At 50.4% G+C, this 25,577-nt stretch carries 16 protein-coding genes and 2 pseudogenes; 10 read left to right on the top strand and 8 right to left on the bottom strand.

The window, feature by feature from the left end:
• The 3 genes and pseudogenes from BISA_RS11830 to BISA_RS02200 all read left to right on the top strand — a co-directional run.
• Nucleotides 1–942, top strand: a pseudogene (locus tag BISA_RS11830) (ISL3 family transposase); the annotation flags it as partial.
• Between the two features lie 43 nt (nucleotides 943–985).
• A pseudogene (locus BISA_RS02205) lies at nucleotides 986–1,603 on the top strand (RICIN domain-containing protein); the annotation flags it as partial.
• 176 nt (nucleotides 1,604–1,779) lie between these two features.
• The gene (locus BISA_RS02200; protein WP_202806947.1) at nucleotides 1,780–2,967 is read left to right on the top strand and encodes an ATP-binding protein; all 1,188 of its coding nucleotides are present in this window, start codon (nucleotides 1,780–1,782) and stop codon (nucleotides 2,965–2,967) included.
• 65 nt (nucleotides 2,968–3,032) lie between these two features.
• On the opposite strand, the gene BISA_RS02195 is transcribed toward BISA_RS02200, so the two are convergent.
• From BISA_RS02195 to BISA_RS02175, 6 genes are read right to left on the bottom strand one after another with little or no spacing between them, the layout of a single operon-like run.
• Nucleotides 3,033–3,977, bottom strand: coding sequence for a glycosyltransferase family 2 protein (locus BISA_RS02195; RefSeq protein WP_033889945.1), 945 nt, complete (start codon nucleotides 3,975–3,977; stop codon nucleotides 3,033–3,035).
• Nucleotides 3,978–3,993: 16 nt separating this feature from the next.
• The gene (locus BISA_RS02190; protein WP_162178582.1) at nucleotides 3,994–4,704 is read right to left on the bottom strand and encodes a hypothetical protein; all 711 of its coding nucleotides are present in this window, start codon (nucleotides 4,702–4,704) and stop codon (nucleotides 3,994–3,996) included.
• Nucleotides 4,649–5,752, bottom strand: coding sequence for a hypothetical protein (locus tag BISA_RS12765; RefSeq protein WP_156099582.1), 1,104 nt, complete (start codon nucleotides 5,750–5,752; stop codon nucleotides 4,649–4,651). The genes BISA_RS02190 and BISA_RS12765 overlap by 56 nt, the downstream gene beginning before the upstream one ends.
• Nucleotides 5,722–7,431, bottom strand: a complete 1,710-nt coding sequence (locus BISA_RS02185) for a DUF6020 family protein (RefSeq protein WP_033889943.1) — start codon at nucleotides 7,429–7,431, stop codon at nucleotides 5,722–5,724. Before BISA_RS02185 ends, BISA_RS12765 begins: the two co-directional genes overlap by 31 nt.
• Complete coding sequence (locus tag BISA_RS02180; RefSeq protein ID WP_033889940.1) at nucleotides 7,428–9,185, bottom strand: DUF6020 family protein; 1,758 nt, start codon at nucleotides 9,183–9,185, stop codon at nucleotides 7,428–7,430. The genes BISA_RS02185 and BISA_RS02180 overlap by 4 nt, the downstream gene beginning before the upstream one ends.
• A complete protein-coding gene (locus BISA_RS02175; RefSeq protein ID WP_033889939.1) occupies nucleotides 9,182–12,463 on the bottom strand; it encodes a DUF4422 domain-containing protein in 3,282 nt (1,093 codons plus the stop codon). Before BISA_RS02175 ends, BISA_RS02180 begins: the two co-directional genes overlap by 4 nt.
• Nucleotides 12,464–12,609: 146 nt before the next feature.
• Between BISA_RS02175 and rfbB the strand changes: the two genes are divergently transcribed.
• From rfbB to BISA_RS02140, 7 genes are all read left to right on the top strand, one after another.
• Entirely contained in the window at nucleotides 12,610–13,632 is a 1,023-nt protein-coding gene (gene rfbB / locus BISA_RS02170; RefSeq protein WP_033889980.1) for a dTDP-glucose 4,6-dehydratase, read from the top strand.
• A gap of 106 nt (nucleotides 13,633–13,738) precedes the next feature.
• On the top strand, nucleotides 13,739–15,193 hold the full coding sequence (locus BISA_RS02165) for a sugar nucleotide-binding protein (RefSeq protein WP_033889937.1): 1,455 nt from the start codon (nucleotides 13,739–13,741) through the stop codon (nucleotides 15,191–15,193).
• Nucleotides 15,194–15,307: 114 nt separating this feature from the next.
• Nucleotides 15,308–16,210, top strand: coding sequence for a glucose-1-phosphate thymidylyltransferase RfbA (gene rfbA / locus BISA_RS02160; RefSeq protein WP_033889936.1), 903 nt, complete (start codon nucleotides 15,308–15,310; stop codon nucleotides 16,208–16,210).
• Nucleotides 16,211–16,237: 27 nt separating this feature from the next.
• On the top strand, nucleotides 16,238–17,521 hold the full coding sequence (locus tag BISA_RS02155; RefSeq protein WP_033889934.1) for a glycosyltransferase family 2 protein: 1,284 nt from the start codon (nucleotides 16,238–16,240) through the stop codon (nucleotides 17,519–17,521).
• Between the two features lie 9 nt (nucleotides 17,522–17,530).
• Entirely contained in the window at nucleotides 17,531–19,498 is a 1,968-nt protein-coding gene (locus tag BISA_RS02150) for a rhamnan synthesis F family protein (protein WP_033889933.1), read from the top strand.
• A gap of 69 nt (nucleotides 19,499–19,567) precedes the next feature.
• Nucleotides 19,568–20,404: an ABC transporter permease gene (locus BISA_RS02145; RefSeq protein WP_033889932.1), complete on the top strand. Its 837-nt coding sequence runs from the start codon at nucleotides 19,568–19,570 to the stop codon at nucleotides 20,402–20,404.
• The gene (locus BISA_RS02140) at nucleotides 20,404–21,660 is read left to right on the top strand and encodes an ABC transporter ATP-binding protein (protein WP_033889931.1); all 1,257 of its coding nucleotides are present in this window, start codon (nucleotides 20,404–20,406) and stop codon (nucleotides 21,658–21,660) included. Before BISA_RS02145 ends, BISA_RS02140 begins: the two co-directional genes overlap by 1 nt.
• Before the next feature lie 73 nt (nucleotides 21,661–21,733).
• Here the strand turns inward: BISA_RS02140 and BISA_RS02135 are convergent, their stop codons facing one another.
• Together BISA_RS02135 and BISA_RS02130 are read right to left on the bottom strand one after the other, a co-directional pair.
• Nucleotides 21,734–22,993, bottom strand: coding sequence for a nucleotide sugar dehydrogenase (locus BISA_RS02135; protein WP_033889929.1), 1,260 nt, complete (start codon nucleotides 22,991–22,993; stop codon nucleotides 21,734–21,736).
• Between the two features lie 94 nt (nucleotides 22,994–23,087).
• Complete coding sequence (locus BISA_RS02130; RefSeq protein WP_279381609.1) at nucleotides 23,088–25,490, bottom strand: LTA synthase family protein; 2,403 nt, start codon at nucleotides 25,488–25,490, stop codon at nucleotides 23,088–23,090.
• Between the last annotated feature and the right edge of the window lie 87 nt (nucleotides 25,491–25,577).

The following is a 25,577-nucleotide window of genomic DNA, read 5'->3' as shown; positions in this document are numbered from 1 at the left end:
CGGTGCCGTGGGCGAGGCCGGGAAGCGGGTTCACGCTCCTGTTCGAGGCGATGGTCGTGGAGCTGGCCAAAAGCCAGCCGGTCGCGGACATCGCCGAGCAGGTCGGCGAACATGACACCCGCCTGTGGCGGTTCATCCGCCATTACGTGGACGAGGCGAGGCTTTACGAGGACTACACGGGCGTGGAGGCCATAGGCATCGACGAGACCAGCCGGAAGGGCCACCGGTACATCACCGTGGTCGCCGACCTGGTGGAGCGCAACGTAATCTGCGTGGATCCCGGGCAAGGACTCGACCACGATCAAACGGTTCGCGCGGGATTTCATGGATCACAACGGCGATCCCGACCGGGTGCGTCTGGTTACCTGCGACATGAGCCTGGGGTTCGCCAAGGGCATCCGCGAGCGGCTGCCCAACGCGGCGAGAATCATCGACAAGTTCCACGTGATCAAACACGCCAACGAGGCCGTCGACAAGGTCCGCAAACAGGAGGCCCGCGGCAACGCGCTGCTCAAGCGGACCAAGTACCTGTGGTTGAGGAACGAATCGAACCTGACCGGCCTGCAATTGGAAACCAAGCGCAGCCTGCAACGGCGACGATTGAAAACCGGAAGCGCCTGTCAGATGCGCGAGACCCTCCAGGACATCTACGACACCAGCGCCGATCGAGCCGAGGCCGAGACGGCCCTCAAGCGTCTGTGCTCGTGGATGACGCGCTCCCGGCTCGAACCCATGAAAGAGTTCGCCCGCCAGATACGCCGCCACTGGCGGGACATCCTCGCCTACTTCGACCACCCCTACACCAACGCGATCCTCGAAGGACTCAACAGCGTCATCCAGAACGTCAAGACCCGAGCCCGCGGATTCAAGAACATGGGCTACTTCAGCACCATGATCTACCTGACCTGCGGCAAACTCGACCTCAGCACCGTCACCACCTGACAGACCCACCCACACCAAACAGCGAAAGGCCAAAAATGATGATGGTTCTATCACCTTACAGTCGGCAGTTGCCCGGAATCGTGTGCTTGATGTTGCTGCTGGTTCCACGGCCAATGGTGCGAATGTGCAGATTTATTCGTCAAATGGTACCAAAGCACAACGGTGGAAAGCTGTTCCGGCCAAGTCGATGCGTCAGCGCATTGATAACCTAGCTGCAGAGCATAAAAATGATGTTGCTGATGGCGTCTATCAGATTGCGCTGCACTCGAGTCCGTCGAAGGTATTGGATGTGTTCGCTGGCTCCAAGAGTGACGGTGCCAATGTGCAGCTGTACTCGTCGAACGGTACCAAGGCTCAACAGTGGAAGGTGTTGCATGATCCGACGGGCTATGTGACGATAACCAATATCGGCTCGGGTAAGGTGCTCGATGTTGCGGCTGGCTCTACGGCCAATGGTGCGAATGTGCAGCAATATGCTTCAAATGGTAGTTGGGCGCAGAAGTGGATTTTCGTGAAGAACTCCAACGGCTCGTTGACGTTGCATTCCGCGCTGAATGAATCCTTGGTCATCGATGTTGCTGCTGGCTCCACAGCGAATGGTGCGAACGTGCAGGTTTATGCATCTAACGGCACTAAGGCCCAGCAGTGGGTGCTGGAGTAGTGTGCCTGTGACGTTGATTTTCTTCGGGCTGGATTCCTACTAGAGCCTAGCCCTCTTTTATTTATGTCATTGAGTATTTTTGCTCAATGGTTGAGTAAAAATACTCAGTCATTGAGCATTTTTCCAACAGTACTGTAAAATGGCTTTATAGTGCGGCTTTTGAAAGGTTGGATATAGTGCAGTACGAAAGAATTTTAGTGCAGCGTTTGGCCGGAAGACTAAACGAGCCCCGTCGCTTCATACAGGTTGTTGTTGGTCCACGGCAGACGGGAAAAACCACGGCGGTGCGGCAAGCGTTGGAAAAAGTACGATTTGAGCATCGGTTCGCGCGAGCATCGCAGAATCTTACCATGCCTCGAGAATGGCTTCGCCGTGAATGGGATGAAGCTAGGATGCTCGCGCACCGATCCGATGCTCCTGTCATATTGGTTGTTGACGAGATTCAGATGATTCCTCAATGGTCGTCTGTAGTGAAGGCTCTGTGGGATGAAGATACCGATAACGGTACAAATCTGCTTGTTGTGCTTACAGGCTCCTCGGCATTATTGTTGCAAAAAGGTTTGCGTGAATCTCTGACTGGTCGGTTTGAACTTCTGCGATCGCAGCAGTGGGATTATCGTGAGTGTCGCGACGCATTCGGTATGAGTCTTGATGACTACCTATTCTTCGGTGGATATCCAGGTGCATTGCCTTTACGAGATGATGTGGAACGTTGGTTGGCGTACATGACCGATTCCATTATTAATCCGAGTATTCTTAACGATGTAATTGGTTTGGAACGTATCACTAAGCCAGCGCTTATGCAGGCGTTGTTCTCTCTTGGATCTGCATATTCCGCACAGGAACTGTCATACCGAAAAATCATGGGACAGCTTGATGATGCAGGGAATACCACCACCATCGCGCATTATTTGAATGTGCTTTCCGATGCTGGGTTGCTTACTGGTATTCAAAAATATAGTGATAAGACAGTGCGTAAACGTGCTTCATCGCCACGTTTAGCTGTGCATGATACGGCATTGATGACAGCCTCATACGGTCCGAACCGAAGTATGTTGCTTACGGATGCGAATCGTCGTGGGCATCTTGTTGAGAGCGCGGTTGGTGCCTATTTGCTTCGGCGCTCTGCGCAGGAAGGATTCGAGGTCAATTGGTGGCGCGATAAGAATAACCGCGAAGTCGACTTCGTTGTATCCAGTGGAACGAGTCGCACCGCTATCGAGGTTAAAAGTGGACGTATTCGTCGGCTGGATGGTCTGGATGCGTTCTGCGCCGAATATCCTGGTACCGCCACTATTGTTGTCGGTTCTTATGAGACGCCGCTGGAAGATTTTCTGTTGGGTAGAGTGCCGCTGTTCGTCTAACAATTAAGGGTGATGCTCGCAACTGCGAACATCACCCTTAATGAGTTGGTACGTGGCCCAATGGCTTAGTGTCGCTTCAGATAAGCGAACTTGTTGGCATCCACCACGAAGGTCTTGCGGTCGTTCTTGGCCATCACGTCGAGGATGATGCCGGCCACGATGAGCAATAGTCCTGCGATGACGAGCATTACGGCACCGATGAGGGTGGGGAAGTGCTCCACAACGCCGGTGTTCATGAACTCAACCGTCACCGTGCCGCACAGCACGAGACCGATGATGCCGATGATGAGGCCCAGCCCGCCGAAGAACGGCAACGGCTTGTATTCACGGATCATGCGGAAGATGGTGCCCATCACCTTGATGCCGTCGCCCACGGTGTCGAGCTTGGAGACGGAGCCTGCCGGACGATCGCGGTACTGAATCGGCATCTCGTAGAGACGCAGATTGTTGTTCAGCGAGTGGATGGTCATCTCGGTTTCGATTTCGAAGCCGCGGGAAAGCACCGGATAGGTCTTCACGAACGTGAAGTTGAACGCACGGTAGCCGGTCATGATATCGGTCACATGAGCGCGGAACAACCCGTTGATGGAACCACGGACCAGGCGGTTGCCGAAGTTATGGAACGGACGCTTATTCTCCTGGAAGTAGGTGGAGGAGAGGCGGTCGCCGATCACCATGTCGTAGCCTTCCAGCACCTTCTCGACCATTGCCGGTGCTGCGTCTGCCGGGTAGGTGTCGTCGCCGTCGGCCATCACGTATACGTCGGCGTCGATATCCTCGAACATGGCGCGAACAACGTTGCCCTTGCCCTGACGAGGCTCCTTGCGCACAATAGCGCCTTCGGCGGTTGCAATCTCCGCAGTGCGATCGGTGGAGTTGTTATCGTATACGTAAATGGTGGCGTTCGGCAGTGCCGCCTTAAAATCACGCACCACCTTGCCGATAGTGACTTCCTCGTTATAGCAAGGCAGCAGCACGGCAACAGTAGGGTTCTTGGTCTCTTCTGGCATGGTTATCACTATATCCTTAATGCTGGAGAGTCAAATCTGATTTGGCTTTTGGAAACCAGTGAGACAATCCAAAACCAGCGATTGTGCAGATGAACATTTCCCATACGGGATAGAAGCCAATGCCATAACCAGCGATTGATACGGAAGATTCCCCTGAGACGGACGAAGTCCAGAAGAATTCGACGAACCAAGAAACACCTGTAATAAGGGCTATGGCTGAGAGTATCAGGCCAGTAGCACATAGCGTCATCTCTCCAGTTTTTCTCCATTTTCGGCGGAACGCTTGTGCCATTGCAAAGGCGCTGACGACTGTTAAGCTAAGCCAGCCTATATAAGAGAGAATTGCTAAAGCCAGGTTCACTCGAAGTATAGGAATGAACAAATTATTAGTCGGGTCTCCCTCGGTTCCAGCTACTCTGCCTGACGAAGCAGTGCGTACGAATGTTAACCAATCAAAATCGCTATTCGTGTCAGCGGAGCTGCTACGTGGGGCTCGCGTTCCAACATTTCCGAGGACGGTTTTTGGATTCACTAAATCCAATGACAATTTACCGATATGCTTAATCCATGTTGCAGCTGTGTCTTTGGTAACTGGTGGCGCGCTCGAGCTGATGAATAGGCCACTTCTTGTTTCCAGCTTTCCATTTGAAAAAGCGTTCTGAAGCTCTGTGTTAGCTTTCTCGTAGAATTGCTGAGTTTTTTTCAGCATCTTTGAAATAACCTGCATCCTGATATCCGGTACGCAATGCCCACCAGCAGAAATCTCCTTGCAGTTCCTTTGTGGTGCTGCCGGCCCAGCCATCCCATGCTTTACGTATATCAGGTTCGACTGTACGTAGTGTTGGACTGTTTTTGAATGCAAGATCAATTGCATTTCTTGTAACCCATACCGAAGAACCGTATTTATCGGAATCTTTAGCTTTAATATGTACTATAGTTGAGGCTAGCCGAGCGAAAGACCCCTGCGTGTAGTCGCTGACAAGAAAAACCCCATAATGCATATAATTCATACAGGATAGTCCCAATCCGGCGATTACTGTAAACATTGGAGCAATCGCAAGAATACATCCCTTCTTAGTGAGCGTAGATAATGAGATTGTGCCTTGGTATTTTTGAATACACCAAATAATGAAAATTACTAGTGAACATGTAATAATAAATGGTGCAATCCAGATGCTGCTTTCCATTGTAAACCAGAATATTGCATTTCCTATGCCGCCAAAAATTCCGTATATAGCGAGTTGCTTTGGAGACTGATGACGATATAAGAATATAGCTATGTAAGCAGCGAAAACCATCATTGCCGAGGGGACAATGATACCCATGCGATATGTTGCTTGAAGAAATCTATACGTAAATGAGTTCGGGGAATATAATAATCCAGCAAATAGGATTACGCGAACGATGTCATTAGGAATGAGCGGTTTAACTGCATGTAAAAAGAACAAGACAGCTATAACAAGGAAAACAGTGAGAAGGGTTTGGTATGGGATGCCTGTATAAAAAGATAACGTTAAAAAGAGCGAATAGCCAGGAGATTTTCTTAAGGTAAGATGTGAATAATCCCCTAACCAATTTCCAGAAAGAATGTTCCTTGTATAGTTAATGAAAGCCTGGTCGTCAAAGAGGGAACTCATGTGCGCAACTAAAGGTGTTTGCGTGGCAATCCAAATGCGAATGAAGGCTAATATTATATAGGACCAGAATATAGTATTCTTTCTTACCGCATGTAAAGAAACAGTATTCATTTTTGTTCCGACTTGTATTTCATGCATAATGTATAGCCAATCAATATAGGAGCGATATAGATTAGCGGTAAAGTATATCGGCTTCCTAAGACTTGTATGGAAATAGGGGAAATCCATAAGCCGGCTTCTGTCAGTAGCACGGGAATAGTTATGAGCAGCATGAATGATAGCTTCGACCGATCAACAATCGTTGCAATAAAGAAGAAGAATAATGGAATTACTAAAGTGTAAATAGCACATTTAAATGCGATATTTAAGATTGGTGTGCGCACGATGCGGTTATATATGCGTTGTGCGATATCTCCTGATGACACTGCCCATCCTTTACTGATATAAGCATCAGGTATGTTCGACCCATCATAATCAGTCATAAAGCTGGAATCGAGCTGTTGCGCGATAAGTTCAGTTGTCTTTCCGAATCCGCTTTCTAGAGCGACATATGATTGTAGATATGAGTCAGGATGTCTTAGACCCTGAGCAATGTATGCTTTCATCCAATTGGGATAAGCGTCGGTAGGTTCTTGGATGCGGTACTTGACAGGATCCGCTATATACCATTTCCAACGCTGGGCAAGGTCACTGTAATCGAGGAGTTTATCAATGGATTTATGTTCCTCGGGTGTGACATCGTGCGGATAATCATGCACATAACGTGCTGTTTGTTGTAGTGGGACAGAAAGCGTCTCGTAATGCTCTGTCGGCTTCACTTGAAGCGCAGGAAGGACGAAATGAGGCATGATTCCTAATAGGAAAACTGCAGAGATGAAAAAAGATACAAGTATTTTTTTAAAATACTTATTTTTCTCGTTCCCAAGGTTTTCATTATTTTCTGGAGAAAGGCGCTTGCCGAGTTTGTTGTGTGAGATCATAAAGAACCAAATCAACAAAGCAAATATTGATGGAAGCAGTATGTATACTCCAAGTTGTTTGCTCAAGCAGGCGAATATCGTGATTGCGGTAAATGAGATAGTCGTTTGCCGCGTTAAAGAGGCTCCTCGGCTATGAATGATTTCGGCATAAAGAGTAAACCATATAACGAATAGGGGAGAAAATAATACATCCTTCGAAAGGAACGTGTTCCAAATGGGAAACATCGGGCAACAAGCGTAAAATGCGAGTGCTATGCGAGTTGGCCATAAAGCAAGTCCAAAACGATATTGAGCACGTGTAATCGCGAATGAAAACGCAAAGCAGCATAATGCAGATTCGAGAAGAACAAAGGAGAAGAACGCTAGCCCCACCTGGCCAATTGCTTTTCCAAGAACTGCTATGCTACCAAAAAGAACGACGGTGGCCAGTGGATTATGGTCAGATAGACTCGGTGTACCATCAAGCGTTCGGGTGAACCACCCTATAGAAATTAATGTGTCCCCCAAAAAATTTGCTGGATATAAAGCAATTAGCCACGGTAGCCAGCAGACCAACATGATGATTGAGCGAATGGTGATGGTCTTCCATATAGTGCGATGATGAACAGATGAATCTTTTGCCTTATTATTGGTCAAGGAATTTTGCATTAAAAATGCGCACGCAAGATAGCATGTTGCAAGCAAGCCCAAGAGAATAATGAAATGCGCTACCGTTTTTTTCGAGAACTGAAAGTAGCCATTGCTATCGATGGCATCGCATAGTGTCATTACGGTGGCTCCGATTGCTGAAAAAATCAAGGCCGACATAACTTGCGTTCGTGCAAAAACTTTATTCACTTCGTGTCCTTCAATATGGGGAGAACGACGATTAATGGCAGCGCAAAGAACAAAGGCACCACATATCTCACACACATCACAGGTGCTAATGCCAATGTTGCCCAATAGAGGAACGGGAAAGCCCAGGCAACAATCAAGTTCTTATTCTTCTTACGCTTGATAAGAAGAATAAGAGAAAGCAACATTGCGAGGAATGGCAGTGCTGGCGAGACCCAGATGGTCAATAGGGGATGCCCGCGGAACATATCCCAAGTGCCAGCATGCAACCATGCCAGATATGTCGGGAATTTAGTAGTTTGATTATAGTCCGAGACTTGGTTGGTGGCGCCTCCGGCATCAATAGTTCGATTGAACTCGTTCCATGGTGACAATCCAGTCCATCGGTTCATGGCCGAGCTTGTTGGATATAGGTAACCGATTTCTCCCCAGAGGAAGGCTCTGACATAGTTCGAGAGATGACCGTTCATTACTGAAAAATACATAGCAGCATATCCAGTTGGATTGGAACTGAACGCATCGTCTAATAATGCAGCCTTGGCTGGATCGGAAATAGGAGCCAGATAACCTGCTCCCTTGTCGGTGTCATAGAACTTGCCGATCGGGGTGGTATCCCACGGCTTAGTGGTAGTCCGACCGGCTTCCAGCGCATCTAAGTCGTAGTATGTTCCGATTTGCTGAATCTGTTCATCGGTCAAAGTGTTGTAGTCGTACATATAAGTACGCACAATCTGTTGAGATGGCACGGAAAGCGTCTCACGTGCGGAATCCGCACGTGTATTCGCAACGTTCGCAACAATGCCGGAAAATGCTGCTGACAATGCAAAGACCATTGCTATAGATATCACTGCTCCTAATCGTTGCCTCCATTGCTTGATGAAGGGCAAAGCGATAAGGACCACGATGATAACGACATACAGGCCTTGTTTGCGCATAAGACACATGCCCAGCACAGAGAGTGTCCATTTCGTCAAGAAAGGTATGTTTGTCAATTGAGCTGGGTTCTTAACGAAATCGATTAACAGTGTCACCGAAAGAATGAAAAACACTGCGAACAGCGAATCTTTGGCAGTAGTCACCGCATAGGCTTGAAGAACGGGATTAAGAACCATAATTCCGTTGATTGCCAACGTTATCCATACAGGAGCTCCCCAATCGAGAGCTTTACTGGTGGCGAATGCCATCGCGAACGCTAGAGCAAATGCTTGCACAAGGCAGAATAACGATACGCCAGTGTTGTACGAACCGAATAGAAGATTTCCGATTTGCATGCATCCAGCAAGGACCAATGTGTGAGCCGCTGGCCAGTGCAGGTCCACGATTCCTTCGTTGAGAAGATATGTTACCTGAATTGGACCGTCGCTTGAATAGTTGCCGGGATAGAACGATAGAAAGGCTGGTATCCACAAGATGAAGGTGAGGATGCCAAATGCGAGGATTCGTCTTCCCGGAGCTAGAGCGATGATTCGTTGAGAGAATTTCGAGCCGGATATGCAATTAGTATCTCGGTTCTGATACCAATCCCAAAGACACAATATGCCAAAAATGGCTATGGCAATAACGCATCCATAACAAAGGCCGCGAACCCAGATCCATGCGTCTTGGAAAGACATCAATCCTAGGGACTCATAAAATGAGCGTCCCACAGAAAATGTTGTGCCTAATCCAAAACCAACGATTACTGCGATTGCGATATTGATGGCGGTAAGAGAACTCCTGAGCTGTGTTAAAGCTCCATTAATTATTTTTGCCGTCACTGATTTGCTCGCTTGTAATTACGATTTAGAATCTGGTACAAAATTCCGAATTGCATATTCGGATTTTCAAACGGGGCCTTTACGGTGAATGCTTCTGGCCATCGGCTCATAAACTCGCCGCGTTCCTTTTCAAAACGAATGGCTTTCTTCCCGGAAGCATCCGAACCACGGGACACTGATTCGTAGTGATGAAGCTCCGCAGTCGGAATAAAGACAACGAGCAGCTTCTCGCGCAATACTTTCAGACAGAAGTCGACATCGTTATAGTTCACGGCGAGCTCTTCAGTCATGCCATGGACTTTATCGAACGCATCCTTACTGACCATCAAGCAAGCGCCGGTAACAGCGCCAAGGTCACGCGCAAGCATAGTGGCTTCGAAGTTGCCTGGGTAATTACGCGGTTCCTGGTAGTACAGATGTCCCGGGCCGTCAGGGCCAAAGCTGATGCCAGCATGCTGAATGGTGTTATCAGGGAACAACAGTTTGGCACCGGTGATACCCACATCTTCACGCATGCACGGACCGAGCAGTTCTTCAATCCAATTAGGAGTGATAACTTCTGTGTCGTTGTTGAGCATCAGGTAGTAATCACCCTTTGCTTGGCTTGCACCGAAGTTGATTATGCGTGAGAAGTTAAAGGATTCCATACCTTCCAACGTCACAACACGAACATGCGGGTCCAACTGCTGTGCCATCTCGTAGTACTTGAAGGTGAACGGGTCCTCGCTGTTGTTCTCCACAATAACGACTTCGTAATTGTCGTAGGTAGTCAATTTACGAATCGACGACAGACAGTTGTGCAGGACTGATACGGCATCCTTGTTCGGGATGATGATGGATACCATCGGATGGTTCCCGAGGGCATAATTGACTTTGAAACGACGTGGCATAAGCGGCGAATCAACGACCTCACCCTTGATGCCGCAACGTTCCAGATGCGTCTCAATGGAAAGACGGCTGCTGTCGAGTGTGTAGTCCTTTTGATCAGCACGTGCCGCGGTCGACTGGCTGTGTACGCGCCAATGGTATAGAACGCGTGGTTCATGGTGCACATAGCGAGCCTTTTCGCCAATGCGGAACGTCATATGCCAATCTTGCGAACCGTCATACTCCTTACCGGGCAGATCCAGTGTGTCCATAATGGACTTGCGTACGGTGAGGAAGTGGCATACATAATTCATGCCAAGCAGCAGATCAGGGTTCCACTCAGTCTTGAAGAATGGCTCGCGATACTTGCCGTTATCAAGCTTGTCTTCATCGCAATACAGCATATCCGTGTCAGGATGCTCGTTAACTGCTCGTGTATAGCAGAACAGTGCATCTGGTTCCAACACATCGTCATGATCCAGGAAGCACAGGAAGTCACCCGTTGCGAGCTTGATGCCCTCATTGGTGTTCAGCGTGATTCCTTGGTTCTTTTGCAATGTGATGTGCTGAATTCGCTTGTCTTGCGCACATAGCTTATCGACAACTTCACTAAGCTCCTGTTCTTCTGGGGATGCGTTGACGAGCAGGAGCTCCCAATTTGGATAGGTCTGCTTAACGACGGAATTCGCCATAGCACGCAGGAATGGGATTGGGGTTTTGTACAGCGGGACGATGATGGAGTATTTCGGTTTGATGGTAAACCGTGCATGTCGTTGTGCCATCAGCTCTCCAACAGTTGCGCGTTGGCGAGACCTGAACCATTTGTCGTAATCACCAGCTGCACAGGCAGGTTCTGTTTGCCGTGCCCACAGATTGCGTAATGCCTGTGTTTGTGCGGGTAAAGAACATAAGAATGCATCTTGATGATCGCTGTCCGGGAACTGAACCCAGATAATGAATGTGTCGGATCGGGGAATTCGCAGAGAGAAGGATACTTTTCGTATACGAAGTCCTGGAAGGGAAGCGTCATCGCTGAGCTCTTCGCCCATGCAGATCCAATCTTCCGTAGAAAGATGGTTGCCGAGTCCATCCAATGCGATGATATTCACGTAATCATTTGGATTGCCTTCATGCATCAGCGGAATGGAAACATGACCGTGGATAATCTCTGTACCGTCGAGATTATTAATCAACGCATCTGCAGATACGCGGGCATCGCTTTCGAGCAGTTGTTTATCGCAGTTGCGGATGGATCCTGCATCATTATGCAAGAATCGGTTGGCGACGGACTGCAGCTGTGCCATGCGGCGATTGATAGTGATGTCGGCAAAGACGTGATTGTTATGTGCATCATCCGTTGCCTGAACGGAGGTGGTTTGATCGTGCGCCACAATCGGAAGAACCAATACTGGCTTTGTGCCAGTTGGCACAATCTTCGCAGGCAGGGGTTTGCCGTCTGAAGAAATGGAGGAAACTTTGAACTTCCAGTTTGGTTTCAGTCCTTCTGCCTGTAGTCCAGCATAGATTTTTCCTGGACCTCGAACAATTGGTGTGAGCTGAAGTTTCTCAGCGTTCCTCGGAGCATTTGATGTCGTCGCAGCATGCTGTTGCTCATCTGTATTACGGAAGTAGACGCGTTGCAGGTTGATACCGTTGTAACCCTTGTCATATAGGTACGTGAGATACATGCCGCAGATACGTTCGCCAAGGTAGCCAGAGACTCGACGGGCAACGGGGGTGTAATGAGAGATATCTCGCAACTGTTCATGGGTTGCTAGCACATCAAATAGGAATTCAGAGTATGTGCGGAACAGTTCGCGCTTCATCACGAACATATTGCATACATAAACCTTGGTTTGGTTGAGATATTTCTGTGCGCTCGGCCAAATATCGGGATACTTCAGGCGAATAATATCCATAACCGTATCGAGATCTTCGATATGGTGTCCGAAGGAATCGCGGTACTGCTCATAGACGGTTGTCTTCTCCATCGCTTCAATTGGTTCTGGTGCAATGAAATCGTGCGCGGTGATGACCCTGCGCATGGTTTCCTCGTCAAAATCAATACGTTGCAGAGTCTCTTTATCATTGCGGTCGAAAGTGACATCGCCGAAAATAAATGGTTCATGGTGAATCGGGTATTCGGTATCAGAAAAATTGAAGTAGCGTCGGTAATGCAGGAAGCCGTAGTAATCAGCGTCTGTATTTTTCCAAGCCCAATACTGGCCGGTCAGCTCGCAATAGGAACGATTCTTTTGAGAGATGGATTCGCCATCATCGTCATGCAGCATATTAGGCATTCTGGATGCAGACAGCGCAGAGCCCACCTGAATTGGCTCCAAAAGGTTGTTCTCAGGAATGTGTGTACCAGGCTTGTGGCAGGAGACAAACAATTTAATGTCTTCGGACATAAATGAGCTACTTTCTTTCTCTGGCATGTGCTTCGTCTAGGATACTTCGTCCCCTCTATGGTGCGGTAGTTCCGTGAAATATCGGCTACAAATGCCACACGTTCCATAGATGCCTTCCGTACGGGAGAAACGGTATGATTTGCCGTATGGCTGATGAAGTTTTTATTCCGAAGAATATTATTGTGACTGGTGGCTGTGGTTTCATCGGTTCGAATTTCGTTCATTACGTGTACAACAATCATCCGGATGTGCATGTGACGGTCCTGGATGCGCTCACTTACGCGGGCAATCTGGAGAACATCAAGGGGATTCTTGGTGATCGGGTGGAGTTCGTGCATGGGAACATCTGCGACGCGGAGCTCCTGGACCGTATCGTTCCCGGTCATGACGCGATCGTGCACTACGCGGCGGAGTCCCATAATGACAACAGCATCGCGAATCCGGAGCCGTTCCTGAAGACGAATGTGGAGGGCACGTTCCGCTTGCTGGAGGCGTGCCGCAAGTACGACGTGCGCTACCACCACGTGTCCACGGACGAGGTGTACGGCGATCTGGCGTTGGATGATCCGGCGAAGTTCACGGAGGAGACCCCGTACCATCCGTCCAGCCCGTACAGCTCCACGAAGGCGAGCTCGGACCTGTTGGTGCGCGCCTGGCATCGCACGTTCGGCATCCGCGCCACCATCAGCAACTGCAGCAATAATTATGGTCCGTACCAGCATGTGGAGAAGTTCATCCCTCGTCAGATCACGAACATCCTGGAGGGCCTGAAGCCGAAGCTGTACGGCAACGGTCTGAACGTGCGTGACTGGATTCACACGGACGACCACTCCACCGGTGTGTGGACCATCCTGACCAGGGGCCGTATCGGCGAGACCTACCTGATCGGCGCCAACGGCGAACGCAACAACATCACCGTGTTGCGTGACATCCTGACCGTGATGGGCAAGGATCCGGATGATTTCGACTGGGTCAAGGACCGTCCGGGCCACGACCGTCGCTACGCGATCGACTCCACCAAGCTGCAGACTGAGCTTGGCTGGAAGCCGACCCATACGGACTTCCAGAAGGGCCTGGAGCAGACCATTCAGTGGTACACGGATAACCGTGCTTGGTGGGAGCCTTCCAAGGCGGCCACCGAGGCCAAGTACAAGCAGCAGGGACAGTGAGTGTAAGCGAGGGGAGACGGCCCGTTGACCGGGTGTCTCCCCTCGACTCATGGTGATGGTGGCTCTCCTGGGTGAGGGCTGGTATGTGCGGAAAGAGGATTGATTCATGTCGTTTGAATTTGAGAAGGAATTGAAGGTCACCGAGACCAATATCCCGGGTTTGCTGGTGTTTGATCTGCCGGTGCACGGCGATAATCGTGGCTGGTTCAAGGAGAATTGGCAGCGGGCGAAGATGTTGAAGCTGGGTTTGCCGGATTTCGGCCCGGTACAGAACAACATCAGCTTCAACGCGACCAAGGGCGTGACGCGTGGCATCCATGCGGAGCCGTGGGACAAGTACATTTCGATCGCGGCGGGTGAGATCTTCGGCGCGTGGGTTGACCTCAGGCCGGGTGAATCCTTCGGCCAGGTGTTTACGACGCGTCTGGATCCGTCGAAGGCGATCTATGTGCCGCGTGGCGTGGGCAACAGCTTCCAGGCGTTGCAGGACGGCACCGTGTACACGTATCTGGTGAACGCGCATTGGAGCCTGGAGCAGAAGAAGACCTATACGTTCGTGAACCTCGCCGACCCTGAACTGGACATCCAGTGGCCGATCCCGCTCGAGGAGTCGGAGCGCAGCGAGGCCGACCTGCATCACCCGATGCTCAAGGACGCGAAGCCGATGGCCCCGAAGCGCACCCTGGTGACGGGCTGCAACGGCCAGCTGGGCCACGCGATCCGCGCCTACGCGGAAGCCCACAACCTGGAGGGGTTCGAGTATACGGATATCGACGAGTTCGACTTCTCCGACCCGAACGCGTACGACAAGTATGACTGGAGCCTGTACGGCACGATCATCAACGCGGGCGCCTACACGGCCGTGGACAGGGCGGAGACCCCTGAAGGCCGTCCGGTCGCGTGGAAGGCCAACGCTCAGGGCCCGGCTCTGCTGGCCAAGGTGGCGAAGGACCATCACATCACGCTCGTGCACGTGAGCTCGGACTACGTGTTCGACGGCACGCAGGAGGAGCATACGGAGACCGAGTCGTTCGCCCCGTTGGGCGTGTACGGCCAGACGAAGGCCGCCGGCGACATCGCCGTGGCGAACGCCCCCGAGCATTACATCCTGCGGTCCTCCTGGGTGATCGGCGAGGGGCATAACTTCGTGAAGACCATGATGATGCTGTCGAACAAGGTCACGGACCCGGAGGACAAGCTGGACCAGGTGACGGTGGTGGACGACCAGTACGGCCGCCTCACGTTCACCAGGGACATGGCCGAAGCCATCTTCCACCTGCTCGACAGCCACGCCCCGTACGGCACGTACAACCTGACCGGTTCCGGTGCCGTGAAGTCGTGGGCGGATATCGCCAGGGAGGTGTTCGACCTGACCAACGGTAACGGTGATAAGGTCAAGCCGATCAGCACTGCTGAATACTTTGCCAACGCAACTAACCCGGTGTCCCCGCGTCCGACCCATTCCGCCCTGGATCTGTCGAAGATCGGCGAGGCCGGCTACACGCCCGCCGACTGGGAAGATAGCCTCAAGGCATACGTGGCCAAGGAACTCGAGAAGTAACCTTAGCTGCTATCCCGTGTGAAAACCGCACAGAATACTCTGTGCGGTTTTCTGTTTTGCGCTGGTATTGGCTAAGCTGGATACGCTTGTACGAATATGGAGAAAGCAGGTCTTATGAAGGGCATTATCCTCGCTGGTGGTTCGGGCACTCGACTTTACCCGCTTACGACGGTGACGTCGAAGCAGTTGCTGCCGGTGTATGACAAGCCGATGATCTACTACCCGCTGAGTGTGCTGATGATGGCCGGTATCCGTGACATCCTGATCATCTCCACGCCGAAGGACCTGCCCAACTTCGAAAAGCTCCTTGGCAACGGCGAGCAGTATGGCGTGCATTTCAGCTACAAGGTGCAACCCAGCCCGGACGGCCTGGCCCAGGCGTTCATCCTCGGCGAGGAGTTCATCGACGGCGAACCCTGCGCCCTCGTCCTCGGCGACAACATCTTCTACGGCAACGGTTTGGGTGCCACGCTGCGTAAAGCTAAGTCCAAGGCAGAGAACGGCGAAGGCGCTTCCGTGTTCGGTTACTACGTCGATGACCCGGAACGCTACGGCGTAGTCGAGTTCGATGCGGATAAGAAGGCTATCTCCATTGAAGAAAAGCCGGCTCATCCGAAGTCGAACTACGCAGTGACCGGCTTGTACTTCTACGACGAGCGCGTGGTTGAGTTCGCCAAGCAGGTCAAGCCCTCAGCCCGCGGCGAGCTTGAAATCACCGACCTCAACAAGATGTACCTCGAGGTGGGCGCATTGAACGTCCGTACGCTGGGCCGCGGCTATGCTTGGCTGGATACGGGCACCATGGATTCCCTGTACGAGGCCGGCGAGTTTGTGCGCACCGTGCAGCGTGCCCAGGGTCTGCCGATTGCAGTGGCCGAGGAGATCGCCTACGAGAACGGCTGGATCAGCAAGGACGAGCTCCTCGAATCCGCCGAACGATACGGCAAGAGCCCCTACGGCAAACACCTCAAGGATGTGGCGGACGACAAGATTATTGTCAAGCCGAAGGACGACTGAGTTATCTTGTTCTGAATGGGGAGAAGTATGCCCACCATCTCATTTGTTGTTATCGCATATAACGTTGAGCGATATATTGCAGATTGTTTGCATAGTCTGCAGGCCCAAACGCACAATGATTTTGAGGTCATCGTAGTTGATGATGCAAGCACGGATAATACCAAATCAATTATCGAATCAACTATTCAGGGCGATAATCGATTTACTTTAATCTCGAAAGAGCATAACGAGGGTGCGCACCTTGCCCGACGCACTGGTGTTGCGCACACTACAGGTCGTTATGTGATATTCGTTGATGGCGATGATCGCATGCAAGACACGGCTTGTGAGGTGCTTTCAGTAGTAGCGGCCAATCGTGATTTTAATATTTTGCGTTTTGGTCGCTCGCTTGTTCCCCATGGCGATGCCAATGAACGCACCGCATTGCAAGAGGAACGGGTATTCAATCTCACTACTGAAGACATGCATTCTAGCGATGTACTGAAATCGGTATTTTCTGAAGATTTTGCAGTACGTAACACGTGGAGCCTCATCGATTGTATGTTTGATGGTGATTTTGCTCGCCAAGGATTCGCGGCAATGACCAGTGAATCCCTTGGCCGCATGCAGGATTCCTATGAATTTTTCGTACTGGCTTCCCGTGCGCAGTCGATGATGTTCTTCACGGAATACCGGGCTCTTCGTTACAACTTTGGAGCAGGGGTTTCCGGATCTGGACTCGAAACTATACAGAAATTTGACCGTGGTCAGACTGGCATCCGCGCATCCATGAATGCCGTGCTGCAATATGCTGCTGCCGCTGAGAGTGATGATATGGCTCGTTGCGCACAGTGGTATAAACATACGGTTCTAGGTATTGTCGGCCGCGAGTGGGTTATGCGCCTAACGGAAACGGACCAGATTGCAGGCATGCGCTCTCTACGTCATGAGTGGGGAGACGAAAATGCGGCCTATATGTTATTGGACCCGCTTACAGCCCGGGCGCGTTGGTTCGTCGAGCACGAGGCGATTCCCTCAGATGACGATCCATATACTCGGTGGACGATGCTATTTGATGCATTGGATTTACATGAGGTATCGGACCCGCTGATTCAGCAACGCATCGATGATTACCGCTTGTTACGGCAGGAATTGATTGATCGTGGACAGCGTCAGCAGGAAGAGCTGCAGCGTCAACAACAAATTACAGAACAACAAAGGCTGTTAAAGAGCGGTTCATTGTTGCGCCGCGTAGTTGACCGTTGCCTTCCAGAGGGCAGCACTAGACGTAGGATATTGCGTGCCAGTGCTCATCGGATATTGCGCCGATAAGGAGTATGAGTGGTTACTGTATCTCTGAAGTCTCAACTTAAACGATGCGGAATCTATTGCATATATGACAAGTATGGTCGTGTCGGTCGGTATGTAGACTACTTCCTTTCGCAGCTCAGCGACTCATTGGACACACTTGTCATCGTGGTGAACGGGAGCTTAGATGCGTCGTCGCGTCAGCGTCTTGATCGGTTTGCTGACCGCATTATTTTCCGGGAAAATAAAGGTCTTGATATTGCGGCATATCGTGAAGCGATGCTTACCCTCGGTTGGGAGACACTGGCTTCATATGATGAAGTTGTCTGCTTGAACGACACCATTCTCGGACCTGTTTATCCATTTTCGGAAATGTTTTCCGTAATGGACGCCAAGGATGTGGATTTCTGGGGAATCACTGCTTACCCGCATGATGTTGCATTTGGCGAGGAAATTCCGACCCATTTGCAGTCGTATTGGCATGTGTACCGCAAATCACTGGTTAGTTCGCCAGATTTTCAACGGTATTGGGAAACCATGCCGGTGTATGAGGATTATGCGGCGGCGACTCGTAATCATGAGATGACGTTTACCAAACGATTTGCTGACCTTGGATTCAAGTGGGCCTCGTATATCGATTACGAAAAATACAAGCCTCAGTCAGCATATCCAATGTTGTACGATCCGGTATCGCTTATTCGTAACGATCGTTGCCCTGTATTTAAGAAGCGGTCGTTCTTTGTCGAATACCAGTATTATTTCAATCAGACAGCAGGGCAGCCAGGCTTGGAACTGCTCGAGTATTTGTGCAATCATACTGACTACGACACGGACTTGATTTGGGATGCGGTACTGCCCTCATACAATATCGCTGACATCGCGAAAGCAACTCATCTGAATTATGTGCTTCCATATGATACGCGGAATCAGCGTAATAATGATGCCCTCCGTTCGGCGTTTATCTACCATGTATACTTCTTGGATTTGCTTGACAAGACGTTGAGCTATCTCAAAAATCTTCCTGAAGACACCGACCTGTACATCACAACCAATCAGTCGAAGATTGAGGCCATTCAGGCTGCCATGGCGGCTCAAGGGTTCCATCATCCAGTCACGTTCATTCCCGTCCAGAACCGAGGCCGGGACGTATCTGCATTACTAGTTGGAGCTAATGACGTGGTGCTTGGCGGAAAGTATGACATCGTTGGATTCGCGCACGATAAGAAATCCGGTCAAAACCAGGAGAACGGTCATTACGGTACCGAAACTGAGGGATTCGCCTACAAACTCATGGAGAATACGCTCGGCTCCAAGGATTATGTGCAGAATATCCTGACACTGTTCGCGGATAATCCGCGACTCGGTATGGCAACTCCGCCTCCGCCCATCCATGCGTTGTATTTCGCTCATACGTTGCCGCATGATTGGGCTATTAATTTCGATATCACTAAGGATTTGTTGGAGAACAAACTCCATATCCATGTGCCCTTGGATGAGCGGAAGCCGAGCGTATCTGCCATCGGCTCGTGCTACTGGTTTAGGGTAGAGGCTTTGAAACCGTTGTACGAGTATGGATGGAGTTACGAAGACTTCCTGCCAGAAGGCAAGATGGGAGTCGATGGCACAATCTCACATGCTATTGAACGTGCTAATGGATATATTGCGCAGTCGCAAGGCTATTACCCAGCCTGGGTGATGTCTAGTAAATACGCGCGCATTGAAGTGGATTCCCTGTATTACATTGCGCAAGGGTTCATGGATACTACTAGTGTTGCTCGTCGTGGCGAAAGCGTGATGGAGAACCTTGGCAGTTTGAAATCGTCGCTGACGCTCAAAGGCAGATTGCGCCGATCGACGCATTTGGCGTTGGGCAAAGTGTTTCGAGTGTTGACTTATCCGCTGCCTCAGCCAGTGCAACAACAGCTCAGAAAAGTTGCATGGGCTCCAATTCACGCTGCATTTGCGGCATTGAAAAAACTGCGCTCTGGCTCGCGCCGTTAGCAGTGGTACGCCAGCTGATTGTATTGGGAAAAGCAGGGAAATCCTCTATCTGAGTAGAATAAGGTGCTTATGAAGAAAGCATGGGACAACCTCCGCAACCGTTACCATTACTCGGTAGTGGTGTTCAAGGAGCTTGTGAAGACCGATTTCCAGTTGCGATACCAAGGATCTTTCCTTGGTGTGCTTTGGTCAGTTCTGAAGCCGTTGATGTTGTTCGCGGTGATGTATGTGGTGTTCGTCCGATTCTTGAAGTTCTCTGACGGTACGCCAAGCTTCGCGATTTCGCTGTTGTGCGGTACGTGCTTGTGGAGCTTCTTCAACGAATCCACGTCGATGGGTATGTCTTCGATCGTGAACCGTGGTGATCTACTGCGTAAGATTCACTTCCCGAATTACATTATTGTGGCATCCACCACGATGGGAGCCATGATTTCTTTGGCCATCAACCTTGTGGTGGTGATTGTATTCGGATTCTTTGCTCATGCTCATTACACTTGGCATGTGCTTCTGGTGCCGTTGAATATCCTGCAGCTCTATGCAATCGCCCTAGGAGTGGCTTTAATTCTGGCCACTCTCTATGTGTACTTCCGCGACGTGGCCCATATTTGGGAAGTTATTCTGCAAGCCATGTTTTATGCCACGCCTATCATTTACCCAATTACGATGATTGCTCAGCGTGCGCCCGAACTAGCATGGGTTGAGAAACTGCTGATGATGGTTCCCACGACTCAAGCGATTATGGATGTTCGCCATAACCTTATTTCTCCTGAAGACGTGCCGACGATTTGGACGCTGGTGAACAACCCTTTGCTGTGCTTGCTGCCATATGTTGCTTCTGTCGTGATCCTGTGGATTGGCGTTCACGTATTCCGTAAGCATAGTGCCAAGTTCGCGGAGGTGCTCTGATGACTGCTGTGGAAAATATTGCAAAGAATGAGGTTGCTGCAGTAGCTGCAGACGAGCGTCCAGTGGTGCTGAAGGTCGATCACGTTGCCAAGTCTTTCCGCCTGCCTACGGAACAGGCTAGCGGTCTGAAGATGGCTTTCCTGAACTGGACGAAGGGCATTAAGGGATACACCGAACAGAAGGTGCTCCGTGACATTAGCTTCGAAGTGCATCAGGGCGATTTCTTCGGCATTGTGGGGCGCAACGGTTCTGGTAAGTCCACATTACTGAAGATCATATCTCAGATTTATGTGCCGGAACAGGGCACAGTGGATGTGCGTGGCAAGCTGGTTCCCTTCATTGAGCTTGGTGTGGGCTTTAACCCTGAATTGACCGGCCGTGAGAATGTATACCTGAATGGCGCGTTGCTTGGCTTCACCCGTGAAGAGATCACTGCGATGTATGACGACATCGTTGAATTCGCCGAGCTTGGTGAATTCATGGATCAGAAGCTGAAGAACTACTCCAGTGGTATGCAAGTGCGTTTGGCGTTTTCTGTGGCTATCAAGGCACAAGGCGACATCCTTGTGCTTGATGAGGTTCTGGCCGTCGGTGATGAGGCATTCCAGCGCAAGTGCGACAACTTCTTCTCCGAGGTGAAGAAAGACCCGACCAAGACCGTTATCTTGGTGACGCATAGCATGGATTCGGTCAAGAAATACTGCAACAAGGCTATCTTGATCAAGAATGGCGAAATCATCGAAAGTGGAGACAAGGATGTGGTCGCCGACCGCTACACCTTGGAGAATATGGCCACAAAGAAGGCGTCTGAAAAGGATGAGCCTGATTCCTTCCCTACAGGCTTGAACGCACGCGTACCGTTCTTGAAGGTATGGCCAGTTTCCAATCAGTTGTCTGATGGTGTAGAGCCGTTCCGTTTCGATGTCGAATATGAATTCACAGAGGACGTTCCCTTCTATCTTGCTATTTCGCTCGTTGATACGAAGCGAGGAGGCGTGGTGTGTGATTCCGGCTCGGTGCCTATGCAGAATAATGGGCGGCAGCGTGTTAGTTTTGAAATCCCGGTGAATGCTTTCAACAATAGCGATTTCAAGCTGTTGGTTTCATTGCGTCTTGACAATCCTGAGGATCCGAACAGAACGGATATGATTGCTTTTACCAATGATGACAATTCATGTTTCTTTGCTGTGAGGAATAGCAAGAATAAGAATTACGCATTGCTGAGTGACCGGGCACTGCAATTCCATCAGATTTAGAAAAGCTCATGCCAATAGTTGGAGGGGTGTGGTTCGTATTGAACCGCACCCCTCCAACTATTGTTTGCAGTAGTCAGTCGCGCTTGAACAAATCCCTTGTGTAGACCTTATCGGCTACGTCATTGAGGTCGCTGCTCCAGCGATTGCTGACGATAATGTCGGCTTCTTGCTTAAACTCCTCAAGATTGTGAGTGACCCTGCTGCCGAAGAAATCAGGAGCATTGAGCGTGGGTTCATAGACGATGACTTCAATGCCGCGAGATTTGATGCGCTTCATCACTCCCTGGATAGCAGACTGGCGGAAGTTATCCGAGCCGGATTTCATGGTGAGGCGGTATACGCCGACCACAGGCTTAGTGGTGCCGTTCGCCTTAGCCTTCTCGACCAGCTCTTCAATCTCAGAGGCGATGAAGTCCTTGCGAGTGCGGTTCGAATCCACGATGGCCTCAATGAGGTTCTGCGGCACCTTGTCATAGTTGGCAAGGAGCTGCTTGGTGTCCTTTGGCAGGCAGTAGCCGCCGTACCCGAAGCTGGGGTTGTTGTAGTTGTCGCGGATACGTGGGTCGAGGCAAACGCCCTTGATGATTTCGCTGGTGTTGAGGTCACGGCTCTCCGCATAGGTATCGAGCTCATTGAAATAGGCCACGCGTAATGCCAGATATGTATTGGCAAATAGCTTGATGGCTTCTGCCTCGGTGGTGCCAACAATCAGCTCTGGAATACCCTTGGACCCATCAGGGTTGATACGCTCGTGCTCGGTGGGATCAGCTCCAGCGGAAAGCAGATTGGCGAAGGTGCGTGCGGCCTCGACTGCTGCTTTATCATCTTGAGGAGCGCCTACAACGATACGGCTCGGGTGAAGATTGTCGTACAGTGCATGGCCCTCACGAAGGAACTCAGGGGAGAACAGGATGTGATCGTCGTTGAGCTGCTTGCGTAGCTGTGCGGTGTAACCCACAGGAATAGTTGATTTGATGATGATCCAAGCGGACTGATCGTATTTGCGGATTGCCGCAATGGCAGCCTCCACACTGGAGGTATCGAAGTAGTTCTTTTGGGAATCATAGTTGGTCGGGGTAGCCACAATAGCGTAATCAGCACCGGTATAAGCCTGCTTGGGATCGAGTGTGGCTTGGAAATTCAGTGGATGTTCTCCGGACTTATTCCCATCGAGGAACGCAGTGATTTCCTTATCAACAATCGGGCTGGTGCCTGCGTTCAGCAGATCCACTTTCTCTGGCACGATGTCGAGCGCATGCACCTCATTATGCTGCGATAGCAACAGTGCTACCGAAAGACCGACGTAACCGGTGCCGGCAACTGCAATCTTCATATCCACTTACTTTCTGTCTGCTGTGGTGCCATATACAAACTAATAATTTACAGCTTAGTCGTTTGGACTCTCGACGAATTCATTGAGCGCAATTCTATCCGGCTGCAAAGAAGCTGTCTTGAAGATAGCCCTTGCCTTTGGTCATGTCGTATTGCACCAGTCGATAATCTCGAAGCAGTGCGCGAGCTTCCTCCGAGAGTTCCTTACGCTTGATGCGGTTACCTGAAGCGTCCAGATATGCGGTGCTGCTGTCATCGCTCCATGAGGAATTGGAACCGACCAAACGATTGAAAGCGGGGAGAGTCGCGTGCACTTCCGTAAGCATCTCCAGATATGGAGAGACCTTGGCGTTCATGTGCTCTGCAGCCAGAGCCATAAAGTAATTGGAGGAAACAAAGCCAGTATTGTTGGCGTCAAGCTTGGTGCCAGCGGAGACAGATGTTTGATTCGACCAAATGGAATAGTCGGTTTCATGCAGTGGGATAGTGTTGTTGTTATCTGCTGCTGCAGTTGAATACACGGCGGGAAGATGATCTCCGTAGAAAATTACGGTGATGGGTTTCTCGATGGTATTCAACTGATTGAGGAAGTCGGCAGTTGCTTGATCGGTGAGATTGACGCCCTTCGCATAGCTGTCAATGCCCCATTTTTCATCATCGGAAAGCTCTGAGATATCCGCTTCCCTGAACTGGTTATTCGTATAGAAATCGTCATATGGCGTGTGGTTCTGCATAGTCACCAGTTGGATGAACTGTGCATGAGTACTGTTGTTGAGTGCGTCAAGAACGTTTTGATAAGATGCTGCATCGCTCACGTAAGGTGAACTATCAATATGTTCTTGATGAGTGATTGCCGGAGTACTGTCCAACGTATAGAGATGGTTGAAGCCGAACTTCTTATAGTTGGCATCTCGCAAATACATGTCCTTAGAGAACGGATGAACTGCCACAGATCCGCTTTGACCATATTTTGCGTTCCATATTTGGTTGAACGTATAGGGGTTCTGCTGATGGGGGACCAGTTCCTGGTACGGCGACTGCATGGAATCATCGAATAGAGCAAGGCTCAGTCCGGTCAGCGCCTGGTGTTCGATATTGGCGGTTCCGCCCCCAATGGCAGAAGACAACATGAGACCGGAAGTGGTGGAATCCTTGATGGTGCGGATGTTGGGCATTGGATCTTCAAGGAGAGCCACGCCGGGCACTCGTGTCGGATCAGAGAATGATTCCGAAAGAATCATAATCACTGTGCTGTCGGTAAGTTCGTTGGCTCGAGACTGATTGGTGGCCTGAGCATTCTTAGCGTAGCGTTGAGCAAGGTCGAGCATCGTTTCCTCGCTATAGTTCTCCGGCGTTTCCATTATCTTTGCATGTGCAAGACGAAGAAAACTGACTGCTGGTCCGTTATTGGTTGCGTCGGCTGCCGTGCTCCACGGTACAGGTCTATCGCCTAAGCTTTTCGCCCAGTTATAGGACCATGAGCCGTTAGTACCTAAATTCCAGGTAAACGACCAGAGCAGTGCAACGCTGAGCGCTGCGGCAATGATGCGCGTGCAGTTGCCGATAATGGTCTTTGCGTTGCGGAATGGGCGCCACCAATGGAACGGGATGACGCAACGTCGTCCGTCAATACATTGAAGAATCAGGCAGATAATAGTTAGCCAAACCAGCATGGTGATAGTGCCATCTACTAAGCCTTGGCTGCCTTTTGGAATAAATGATGTAATTTCGCCGCCATTGCCGCTGGAGAGGAAGCTCAGATCAGAGGGAATGACCGGCTCATTGCGTAGGTCCACTTTGATGCTGTTTGCTACCGCAAACGAGCTCATCGCAATAGCGAACACAGCTGTTGCTATCCAGAACCGGTTGAGGATGAACACAAGAACCAGGTAAATCATGCCCAGTGCACAGAAGTTAAGCAGCCAATTCAGCTTGCCTTCCAGCCACATTTGCGAGACGAACTTGGTGAGCTGCCCATTGACGCTGTTTAGGATTTTTGTTGTATCATCAACCGCGTTCGGGTCATCATAAGTTGGTTCCGTGTACATGCCCCATTGAATGAACAGCGTAGCCGCTGCAGTCATGAGAGCCATCACTACGGCATATAGAGTGTATGGGCCCTTCGGGCGTTTTTGCCACAGGGTGTGAATCGTTGCGAGCGCCTTAAGCAACGATTGCATCTGCTTGGAAGTGAGAATCGCCTTAGCAAGAGTTATGAACCATGCTGAGATTTGAGACGCGGTCCTCTTTATGCTCCGTATCAATAATGTAAGTGAGTTCAGTTTGGCGTCGTCGTCGGATACGTTGCTGATTGTTCCTGATGTTTCTGATGCATCTGATGCATCTGATGCATCTGCTGCAGAGTCAGTCTCAGATGCAACAGTGGGCATGATCGGCCTGGGTGCTTCTTCAGATGGTCCATTAGTGAAGACATCTTGGTTTTCGTTTTTAGCGCTATGGGTGCGATGCCGGAAATCAACAAAGGCGAGCATGGGCATGCTGCGATTTGTATTGTTATCTTTGTACCGCTGTCCGGTCACTGACTTCACCTGTTCTACTACTTCAATGTACCGGAGACATTGTAA

The sequence above is a fragment of the Bifidobacterium saguini DSM 23967 genome, from assembly GCF_000741715.1.
In the GTDB taxonomy this organism is placed as follows: Bacteria; Actinomycetota; Actinomycetes; order Actinomycetales; family Bifidobacteriaceae; genus Bifidobacterium; species Bifidobacterium saguini.
Note: the sequence above shows the minus strand (reverse complement) of the source record. Positions and strands in the feature narration are given on the sequence as shown.